Genomic DNA, 8424 nt, shown 5'->3' on the forward strand with positions numbered 1-8424 from the left:
CCCTTTCAGGACAACAGGCGCTTGGCGATGACTTCGGCCTGAATTTCGCTCGTGCCTTCGAAGATCTTGAACACTCGGCCATCACGCCAGAAGCGATGGGCCGGATATTCGAGCGAATAGCCGTAACCGCCAAAAATTTGCATCGCGTCGGAAGTGACGTGTTCCACCATTTCCGCGCAGAAGAGCTTAGCCATACCAGCTTCCAGGTCACAGCGTTGGCCCATATCCTTCATGCGCGCGGCGTAATAGGTGAGCTGACGCCCAGCCTCAATCTGCGTGCGCATGTGAGCCAGTTTGTGGCGGATGATCTGAAATTCGCTGATGGCCTGTCCAAACTGCTGACGCTCCTGCGAATACTTCAGCGCGGCGTCGAACGCGGCTTGCGCCACGCCCACGGCGCGGGCTGCGGTCTGAATGCGCGCCCACTCGTAGGTTGCCATCAATTGATAAAAACCCTTGTTTTCCACCCCGCCAATCAGGTTGGCAACCGGAACCCTGAAATCCTCGAAGCCGAGGCTGAACGAACGCATGCCGTAATAGCCCACGGTTGGGATGTATTCGCCGGACAACTGCGGCGGATGGAAATGATCGCCTGGCTCTTTTTCAACCAGGATGATGCTCAGCCCCTTGTGGCGCAAGGAAGCATCGGGATGGGTGCGCGCGAGCACGGTGAGGATGTGGGCGCGATTGGCAAACGTGCACCAGGTCTTGGCGCCGTTGAACACATACTCATCGCCATCGCGCACCGCGCGCAGCTGCATACCGGCCGTGTCCGAACCCGCATTTGGCTCGGTAAAGGCCGCCGCAGTCAAAATATCGCCGGAGACGATACCAGGTAGATACTTTTCCTTCTGTTCCTGCGTACCGTGCGCCAGGATCAGAGTGCCGGTGATCAGGTTGCGCGTGAGCACGCTGCCCACGCCCAGCCAACCACGGCTCAGCTCTTCGGTGACCAGCGTCATACTCACGGCATCCATGCCGGCGCCGCCCCACTCCTCCGGGAATGACATGCCGAAAAAGCCCAGGTTCGCCATCTGCTTGATGAGATCCATCGGGATCTCTTGGGCGCCCCGGTAGTATTCGTCGGCAATCGGCATCACCTTTTCCTCGGTGAACTTGCGGACGGTCTGACGCACTGCTTCGTGCTCGTCGGTTAGAAAAGACATACAAAACCTCGTTGTGATGTGACTCGCTAGGCTGGATCACGGGGCGCCGCGGGATTGGCGTAGCCCATCATTTGGCGGATGATGTCGGTCATCGAAATGACGCCGACTGGGCGCAGATGTTCGCCCTCCTCCTGTACGACCACCAGGCGATGAATGCGATTGCGGGTCAGGGTGGTGATCACCTCCGACACAGGCGTGTCAAGCGTACAGGTGATGAGATCAGGCGTCATGATGTCGGCGGCTGTCATGTGCGCAACGTCGGCGGGCGAGCGACCCTGGCGCGCCAGCACCATATCGGTCTGCGAGACCACGCCTGAGGCATAGCCCTGCTCATCCACGACCACGACGGCGTGGATGTGATTTTCGACCATCGTGCGGGCCACCTCATCCACCGTCGTTGCCTCGCTGCAGGTGATCACGCCAGGGTGCATAACGGCCTGGACCGGGCGTCGATCTACAAATTCGCCGCCGACTGGAATCCCAGGGCGTGGGCGAGCGTAGATATCTTCGGGTTCCATCTCAACCTCCACGGCCTCAGCCGGCGCCTCGGACGTAATCTCGTACAGGCCGCGCATCGCGGCGCGTTGGTCAGCCGTGTTCAGCAGCCCGGTGCTGATGGCGCCTACCAGGATGGACATGTTTCCATGGGGATGGCGGTTTTCATACATCAACTGATGCGACAGGGGCAGTTCGTCCCAGGAGAATGTCTGCGAAAGGCAAGGGTCGACTTTGCCCGCAATCACCAGGTCATTGATGCCCTTGGCTTGATCGTCGTTGGCAAAGTGAGAGCCTTGCAAACGCTTCTGGCGCATCCACAGGTAGCGCAGATCAACTGTGGCGTTATACCCAGTGGTGCCAGCGCAAATAACCACCATGCCGCCTGTGTCGCACACGAACACCGAAGTCGGGACAGTCGTTTCGCCGGGATGCTCAAAGACGATGCGCGGGCTGCGCCGATCGCCGAGCACATCCCAGATGGCCTTGCCAAAGCTGCGCACCCCTTTCAGCCAGGTGTTGTAGCCAACGGTATCTTTCCAGTGCGGCAGCATGCCCCAGTGATTGAAATCCTTGCGATTGATGCACCCTTTGGCGCCGAGACTCATGCAGAACTCCACTTTGCTCTCGTCAGAGATGACGGCGATTGGAATGCCGCCCGCCGCTTTGACGATTTGAATGGCCTGCGAGCCGAGTCCCCCGGCGCCGCCCCAAATCAAGACGACATCGTTTGGCTGCACATTGTGCGGAGGCCAGGCATGCAGCATGCGGTAGGCGGTCGCGCCAACCAGCATGTAGGCGGCGGCGGCCTCCCACGTCAAATGTTTAGGCTTGGGAAGACACTGATGCGCCTGCACCTTGGTGAACTGGGCAAAACTGCCCCAATTGGTTTCATAGCCCCAAATGCGAAAACTGGCCCCATACATCGGGTCGCCGCCGGCCTTGACGAGCGGGTCGTTGCGATCCCAGGAGCCGCAGTGAATGACCACTTCATCGCCCACTTTGACGTTGGTGACATCCTTGCCCACCTTGTAAACGATGCCGCTGCCATCGCTGCCGCCAATATGGAAGGGCTCCTTTTCGCCCGCCTTCAGTCGCGCGCCAATCACATCTATCGGCACACCCAGGGCTGCCCAGACATTGTTGTAGTTGACGCCAGCGGCCATCACATAGACCAGCACCTCGTCGTCGGCGGGCTCCGGTACATCAATCACTTCCACCTGGAAAGCCTTGTTTGGCTCGCCAAAACGCTCTTGCCGAATCAGCCAGGCATACATCTGCTTGGGGACATGCCCGATGGGCGGCATCTCGCCGACTTGGTAGAGATCTTTCACCGATTCTGTGCGGTGACCAGCGCTCGGCGACTTGGTCGCGATACTCGGTTGTGCAGCAACTTCCACAGGCAATACCTCCATACTATCACCTCCGTGGCGGCTCTGGTTTGGCCAAAGCGCCGTTTATGATTCGGATGTCCGGTGGTGGACATCGTACGTGGTCATTTCGCTGGCAACCTGGCCGCGGCGTGCGCACAGCCTGGGTCAGGCCGCACGATCAGCTGCTGGTTGCCGGAGAGGGCACAATAGCAACATCGTTCATAAAATAGTGTAGGTCATGATGCCCCCAATTGTCAAATTCTACAACGCGGTGCGTCATAAATGAGCATGAATAAGATGCCTTCTTAACTTGTCTGTCCACTCGACACGACGCATTATCGAATAATGGGGAAATAGTATCTTACTGGCGTCGGCGATGGCGTGGGGGTCATGGTCGCGGTTGAGGTAGCCGTTGAGGTGGCGGTTGGCGTCCGTGTGGGTGTGAGGCTTGGCGTAGGTGTGTGCGTTGACGTTTCCGTCGGCGTGAGGGTTGGCGTTGGGGATGACGTCGCTGTCGGCGTCATGCTTGGCGTGGAGGTCGCTATCGGTGTGAGGGTTGGGGTTGACGTGGCCAGGCGCGTGGGCGTCGCTGTCGGCGTTGGCGTGTCGGTGGGCAGCGGGCCATTGCGCACGCGCAAGGTGACCAGACCGCCCAAATCATCGGCCACAAGCAGAAAGCCGCCTACCCAGCGCGCGCGCCTGGCCAGGCCGGCTGTCTCAGCCGCAGCCACCCAGCGCGGCGCGGTGGGGTCGCTAACACTGACGATGGTCAACCCGCGGGCATGATTGCTGACAACGGCCAGTTGATCCAGCACACTGACGCCGATGGCATACGGCGTGTAGAAGGCGCTGCGCAAAATAGGCGCTGTGGGATGGCTGATGTCGTAAATGAGCAGGCCGTCTTCCGCATCTGCCACATACACCAAGCTGCCCTCTATCGTCACCGCCTTGGCCCAGCCAGAGACCGTGGTCGTACTGCGCACCACGGGCAATGCAGGATTGGCAAGGTCCACCAACAGCAGCCGCTTGCCGGCCGCCACCACGGCCAGGCTGCCCGTCAGCGCCACGTCGTCGGCCGGGAACTCAGTGGGCAGCGTGCTGCGCAGGATCGGCGCGGCCGGGCTGCTCACATCCACGACCACCAGGCCGCCCCACGCATCCGCCACTGCGGCCAGTGAGCCGCTGACCGCGACGCGACGCGCTTGGCCCGGTGTGTCGAGCAGACCGCGCACAAAGGGCGCCAGCGGGTTCGCAACATCTACCACGCGCAGGCCGCGCTCCCCAACCGCGACATAGGCCAGGCTGCCCACCACGTCAACCCCAAAGGCCGCGCCGATGATCTCCAGGCCAGCGAGGCGCCGAGGCTGCGCCTGGTCGCTTACATCCACGATCTGCAGTCCATCGTTGGCCGCGGCTACGAAGGCCAGGTTGCCGGCGACGGCCACATCCAGCGCCGCTCCGGGTGGATCGTACAAACCGACGAGGACGGGCGCCGCTGGCTGGCTGACATTGACCAACAGCAGGCTTTCACGGTCGGCGATGAAGGCCAGTCCATTGAGCACCTGCACGTTGACAGCCAGTTCGCGGAAGACGCCAAAAGAGGTCGGCGCGGCTGGATTACCCACATCTACGATCTGCAGCGCATCGCCATCGGCCACGAAGGCCAGGTTGCCCGCTACGCTGAGCGCAGACGCCAGACCTGGTGTGTCGAACTGTCCCAAGCGCCGAGGTGCGGCGGGGTTGCTCACATCCACGATGCGCAGGCCCTGTCCTTGATAGGCCAGATAGGCAAGGCTGCCCACAACTGTCACCCCAACGGCCACGCCGGCCGAGCGCAAGGTGCTGCGTACGGTGGGAGACGCGGGGTTGCTGACATCCACGATGACCAGGCCATTGAAATCATCGGCGAGGTAGGCCAGGCTGCCCACCACCTGCACCGCGTGCGGCGTGCCCGGGGTGCGCACCAGCGCCAGCAGCGTGGGCGCCGCAGGATTGGCGGCATCAACAACCGTCAAACCGCGGCCAAAACTGGCGACATACACAATGCCGTTGGCCGCGCTGACCCCTTTGGCAAATCCGGACAGCGCCAATTGTCCGCGCACATTGGGCGCGGCCGGGTTGCTCACATCCAGCACGGTCAGACCGCCCGCGCCGCTGACCACGTAGGCCAGGCTGCCCACCACGCTGACCCCCTGCACGATGTCGCTCAACAGCGGACTGCGCCCCACAACGATCGGCGCCGCCGGCTGGCTCACGTCCAGGATCAGCAGCCGCGGGCCGCTGCCGACGTAAGCGCGCGCGCCAACCACAGTCAGCGCGGCGCTGCCGCTGCCGCCAAGTTGGCCCAGCAGGTCAACCACCACTACCGGCTGCGGCCGCGCCGACTGACCGACGCCAACGAGCGTGGTCAGGAGCACCAAAACCAGCGTCGCGGTCAACGGCGCCCGAGTCTTCAACATGAGCTTCCCTTGTCAGCCTGACCAAAAGGCTGGACAGCACGGACATACCGGAATGTGAGCGGCAGTGAATCGCAAAAGATGGAACACAATCCAGACAGCAGTCGCCTAGGTCGGGTGCGTCGCCTGAAAGCGCATTCGCCGCAGAAAATCTACCGATTTAAGGCTGCGTTCCATAAGATACATGAGGTAGCGTTGCAGCAGCAGTTCGGTCTGGATCATCAGCGATTCACTGGGGGCAAGGGCCAGAACGGTGTCGAAGTCCGAGCGCTGCACAAAACGCAGCAGCTTGAAGACGGCCAGGGGCAATTCCTCGCTGCCCGCCAGCGCCTCGCCGCAGCGCGGGCACAACACCCCACCTTCGGCATGGCTCCAGTAGTTGATTGCAGGCTGCAGTTCGTCGCTGCAATTGACGCAATGAAAGAGCTGGGGCTGGTAGCCGGTCAAGTTGAGCAAGCGCAGCTCGAAAAAGCGTAGGGTGACATCGAGCTTGGGTAGGGTGTCAAGGCGATCGAGCGTGGCAACGAGCAGATCGAACAGCAGCCGATTCTCATCATGCTCGGTGGTAAAGCGGTCAATCAGCTCGGCCACGTAATAGGCATAGTTGGCGCGCAGCATCTCTTCGTGCACTTGCGGAAAGGGGTGAATGACCTCGGCCTGGGTAATCAGGTCCCAGGTGTGGCCTTTGGCGACGAGGAGCAGGCTGTGCGCGAACAGCTCGAGGTGACCCGCCTTGCGGCTGGTGGGTTTGCGCACACCTTTGGCGCGCAGCACCAGTTTGCCGAGCGTGGGGGTATAGACCGTCACCAAACGATCGGTCTCGCCGTGATCCTGGCGGCGGAGCACCACCGCCTCTGTGCGGTAAACACGGGCGCGACGCGCGGCGTTGGCGTCAGTTGCGGTCGCGCGGGTGGGTGTTGAATCGGTCACAGCGCTATCCTGGCAGGTGTTCTGGGCCGAAAAAACCGGGAAGCAACGCGCGGGCCTGAAGGGTCTCGCGAATCCCCAGTTCATCAGCAATGATGACCGGCATGTCAGGGGCAAACTCAACCATCACCTGGCGACAGGCGCCGCAGGGGGAGCCGCCGTTGGCTGTGATGAGGGCCAGCATGATGAAGTCACGCTGGCCGGCCGCAATTGCGTTTGCTATCGCCACACGTTCGGCGCAGATGGTGAGGCCATAGGAAGCATTTTCGATGTTGCAGCCTGTGAATACCTCACCGGCGCTGGTGAGCACAGCCGCGCCCACAAGATAGTGGGAATAGGGGGCGTAGGCGCGTGTGCGCGCGCGGCGCGCGTGCGCCACGAGTTGTTCTGCTGCCAATGCGTGCTCGGCCATGTCTACCCCCAGACTAGAAAAAGAAGAGAGAGGAGAGGATCGCGCCTTTGATCGTCGTCGCGTTTCCCTCAGCGCTCCCTTCGGCATGGGGAACCGTCGTCGGTGGTGTAATCAGGGCCTGAACCCGATCAATGCTGTTGCCGTCCAACGATAGCACTTTGAGAATTCCCTTGTCGAAAGGCACTTCTTCGCCCTCGATGGGGACGCGGCCCAATTGACTATAAATGAAACCACCCAAGGTGTCGCCGCCTTCACTCGGCAGTTCGATGTCGAGGGCTTCGTTCACTTCATCGAGGCTCGCGCGTGCGCTCAAGAGATACTCGTTTTCGGACACCCGCTCGATCTCTGGGACTTCCTCGTCGTATTCGTCTTGGATGTCGCCGACGATCTCTTCCAGCAGGTCCTCGATGGTGACAACGCCAGCCGTGCCGCCATATTCATCCACCACCATCACGATATGCACTTTGCGTTTTTGAAGCTCTCGCAGCAGTTCGTCCACCGGCTTGGAATCAGGGACAAAATAGGCTTGCCGCATGAGGGAACTGAGGTTGATCGCGGTCGGGGTCGGGACGCCTGCTTCGGCCGCGCGCTGCTGCTCTCGAAACACGCGCAGCAGATCCTTCGCGTACAGAACACCAACGATGTTATCTACGGTTTCGTGATAAACCGGAATGCGCGAATGCCCGGCCTGAATCACGACATCGAGCGCGTCCGGCACGGGGGTCTGATCGTCCAGGGTGACCATGTCAATGCGCGGCACCATGACCTCGCGCACCAGGGTTTTATCCAGTTCAAGGATAGAGCCAATCATCTCCTTTTCGCGCTCTTCGATCTGACTTTCTTCCTCACTGACGTTGAGCAGGAAACGCAGGCCGTCCTCGCTCAGGAAGATGCTCTCTTCGGCGGCGCGGTCATTGGCGTTGTCCGTGCGCAGACGTCCAGCCACACGCAGGTAAAACCAGGTCATAGGCGACAGAAGCGTGGTAACGGCAGTAACAGCTCGGGCAAGGCGCAACGCGACCGGCTCAGGTTTGTGCACCACCAGAGCGCGCACAACGATTTGAGTCAGCACAACCGCAACCAACAGCAGCATTTGCAGCAGCATCAGGCTGGTCAGGCTGAGTTGGTGAGTCAAGACCCAGTGGGTGACCGCCGTGGCGGCAGCGACGAGGGCCAAGACTTTCAACTGCAAAAGGGTAGTCAAGAATCGGCCGGGAGTGTCAAGCAATTCTATCACACGTCGAGCGGAAGATTGTCCTTGCTCAGTCAAGCGTCGTAGACGGCCGCGGCTGAGAGAGGCAAGCGCCATTTCGGCGGCGGCGGCGAATATCGTCACCACAATGGCCAGGGCGACAACGCCCCAGGCTATCGCAGCTTCAGGATCCAAAGTAAAAAACTCCTTTTTATGTGCACGGCAACCTTTTACGCGGGTAAATAAGACGCGATCAAGACCAGAAAAACGACCGGGCGGCGACGCGTCTTGATCGCGTAGGGTAGAGACCAGGTTGCGCTGACATTTTAGCACAGGCGGGCGCTTTAGGCAACCCGTTTTAGGCGAGAACTTGCAAACAAAAAAGAGCCATTGCTGGCTCTTT

The 8424-nt window shown here is 60.8% G+C and carries 6 protein-coding genes and 1 pseudogene; all 7 read right to left on the reverse strand.

Features of this window, described 5'->3' with window-relative positions:
* Positions 1–5: 5 nt before the first annotated feature.
* The 7 genes and pseudogenes from ACPQ6D_RS15625 to ACPQ6D_RS15655 all read right to left on the reverse strand — a co-directional run bounded on the left by ACPQ6D_RS15625 (position 6) and on the right by ACPQ6D_RS15655 (position 8216).
* The gene (locus ACPQ6D_RS15625) at positions 6–1166 is read right to left on the reverse strand and encodes an acyl-CoA dehydrogenase family protein (protein ID WP_423225273.1); all 1161 of its coding nucleotides are present in this window, start codon (positions 1164–1166) and stop codon (positions 6–8) included.
* Between the two features lie 26 nt (positions 1167–1192).
* The gene (locus ACPQ6D_RS15630) at positions 1193–1741 is read right to left on the reverse strand and encodes a CBS domain-containing protein (protein WP_423225281.1); all 549 of its coding nucleotides are present in this window, start codon (positions 1739–1741) and stop codon (positions 1193–1195) included.
* Between the two features lie 27 nt (positions 1742–1768).
* Positions 1769–2968, reverse strand: a pseudogene (gene ccrA, locus ACPQ6D_RS15635) (crotonyl-CoA carboxylase/reductase); the annotation flags it as partial.
* 401 nt (positions 2969–3369) lie between these two features.
* Complete coding sequence (locus ACPQ6D_RS15640) at positions 3370–5493, reverse strand: LVIVD repeat-containing protein (protein ID WP_423225274.1); 2124 nt, start codon at positions 5491–5493, stop codon at positions 3370–3372.
* Positions 5494–5598: 105 nt separating this feature from the next.
* On the reverse strand, positions 5599–6420 hold the full coding sequence (recO, locus tag ACPQ6D_RS15645; RefSeq protein ID WP_423225275.1) for a DNA repair protein RecO: 822 nt from the start codon (positions 6418–6420) through the stop codon (positions 5599–5601).
* A gap of 4 nt (positions 6421–6424) precedes the next feature.
* Entirely contained in the window at positions 6425–6829 is a 405-nt protein-coding gene (gene cdd, locus ACPQ6D_RS15650; protein WP_423225276.1) for a cytidine deaminase, read from the reverse strand.
* A 13-nt stretch (positions 6830–6842) separates the two neighbouring features.
* Positions 6843–8216, reverse strand: a complete 1374-nt coding sequence (locus tag ACPQ6D_RS15655) for a hemolysin family protein (RefSeq protein ID WP_423225277.1) — start codon at positions 8214–8216, stop codon at positions 6843–6845.
* Positions 8217–8424 lie beyond the last annotated feature (208 nt).

It is taken from the genome of Candidatus Amarolinea aalborgensis, assembly GCF_900491745.1.
GTDB classification, from domain to species: domain Bacteria; phylum Chloroflexota; class Anaerolineae; order SSC4; family Amarolineaceae; genus Amarolinea; species Amarolinea aalborgensis.

Coding starts and splice junctions, on each gene's coding strand:
- ACPQ6D_RS15625 (WP_423225273.1), bottom strand. CDS start 1,166: ATGTCTTTTCTAACCGACGAGCACGAAGCAGTGCGTCAGACCGTCCGC.
- ACPQ6D_RS15630 (WP_423225281.1), bottom strand. CDS start 1,741: ATGCGCGGCCTGTACGAGATTACGTCCGAGGCGCCGGCTGAGGCCGTG.
- ACPQ6D_RS15640 (WP_423225274.1), bottom strand. CDS start 5,493: ATGTTGAAGACTCGGGCGCCGTTGACCGCGACGCTGGTTTTGGTGCTC.
- cdd (WP_423225276.1), bottom strand. CDS start 6,829: ATGGCCGAGCACGCATTGGCAGCAGAACAACTCGTGGCGCACGCGCGC.